This window comes from Enterovibrio norvegicus DSM 15893, assembly GCF_900115495.1.
In the GTDB taxonomy this organism is placed as follows: domain Bacteria; phylum Pseudomonadota; class Gammaproteobacteria; order Enterobacterales; family Vibrionaceae; genus Enterovibrio; species Enterovibrio norvegicus.
Genome location: NZ_FOWR01000093.1, coordinates 1 through 1,563, shown reverse-complemented (window position 1 = coordinate 1,563; position 1,563 = coordinate 1). Strand labels below are relative to the sequence as shown.

General features: G+C 44.0%; 1 protein-coding gene. It reads right to left on the bottom strand.

Features of this window, described 5'->3' with window-relative positions; genetic code table 11:
• Positions 1-1,017: 1,017 nt before the first annotated feature.
• Positions 1,018-1,407: a hypothetical protein gene (locus BM082_RS24535; RefSeq protein WP_241826619.1), complete on the bottom strand. Its 390-nt coding sequence runs from the start codon at positions 1,405-1,407 to the stop codon at positions 1,018-1,020.
• Positions 1,408-1,563 lie beyond the last annotated feature (156 nt).

Genomic DNA, 1,563 nt, shown 5'->3' with positions numbered 1-1,563 from the left:
ATTCAGTAAACCGTGACTTCTTCATGATGATCTCCTGCTTTTTCTGTGGCAGAAAACTCCAGTTTAGACTGTCTCAGCATAGGGGAAGTGGACAATTTTGCATCGAGTTTGGAACTGGTTTGATGAAACTTTTGGGTTTAAACAGCCTGTGACGAAGAGAGGAAATAGCTAACCAAACATCGCAAACTAAACACTGAGAAGAACTGACGGATAACGTCGTTTTAAGGGGCGTAAAACATTCACTTCACGCAAGAAAGCCACCGTAAACGCCGTAAGTTGATATAACAAAATTTGCGGAGATGTTTTGCGTCCGCCTTGAAAACCTTTGTTATAAAGCTGCCACCCAAACTGTTTGACTAGCCGCACCTCGCCTTTTGCCTTTGCGAGCAGCCCTTGGGATGCTTGATCTGTTCTGGCCATTGATGGCTTGTTTGCAACACTTTCAATGGTGAGCGGTGATCCAAAACCAAACCGCTTTTTTGTTGAGAAAACCACCGTGTTTGAGTTTCAAACTCACTGGCTTACATGTAAGTAAAATCACAGCGTATAACGCCAACCTAAGCGGCGCTTAATTATATAAAAATCAACCACCTGAATCACAGAGGTCGTTTGAAAAAACTGCGGGAGGTTTAAGCGTCCAGCTTTAGGTTCTTGTTAGCCCTTGCTCCGGCCTTTCACGGCTTGCCGCCGCCCCCGCTTGAGAAAAAGACACCTTCCCTGCCGTTTTCCTCGTCCTTGTTTATACCACCAAGAAACAACCGACTTGACCAGAACTCCCTTCATATTTTGAAGGAGAAACACTCAACTCAAGCCATCAATAATGCACGTGAATGGCCAACCCAATAACAACCGCCGGCTATGGAAACCTGACTTAGCCCGTCAAATAGCGGGGTAAAGTACATTAATAATGAACTTGGGCTAACGCTGTGATAACGGGCACTTGCCCGCACTAAACCTCACCAAACCAATGTATTCACCACACTTTCTAAGCGCTTCGAGATTGGCAAGGTGTCCCGTTCATGACCTTGTTAACATTCGTGTGTCCGTGTAAACCGACATGAAATTTTCCGCTAATTGCGATGGTACTCCAACCAGAATAGTAGCGCTGCTATCCCAACAACCTATTTCAAAAAGAGCCCGATCTAGTTGAGGGGCTGGATTTGAACCATTCCAGTAATCAGGATTGCCATCTACATAGGGGCTTGCAACAACGTCAAACTTAGTACCCGCAGGAAATGCAGAGAAAACAGCCCAGATGAACTGAATTTGATTACCCTGAATTAGGGAATCCAAAGAGTCGCCACTGTACCATCCCTCATCAAAGAGATATCCGTTTGTCTCGATGTCGCTGATGTACCAGTCATAGTCTGTACAGCTGATTCTCAATGCAGAAAATACATCCAACATGTATGTAAAACATTTTACTTGTTCGGTATTTTCAAGAATCAAATTCATATGTATATAGAGTTAACGTTCGAATAACGGGCGTTTACTACCCAAAATTGATTGAAACCCCTGAATCACAGTGTTTCTATAAAAACTGCGTCACGAGTAAACGTCCAC

Bases quoted from the DNA above. Each gene is read 5' to 3' on its own strand.
- BM082_RS24535 (WP_241826619.1), bottom strand. From the start codon at position 1,407: ATGTTGGATGTATTTTCTGCATTGAGAATCAGCTGTACAGACTATGAC.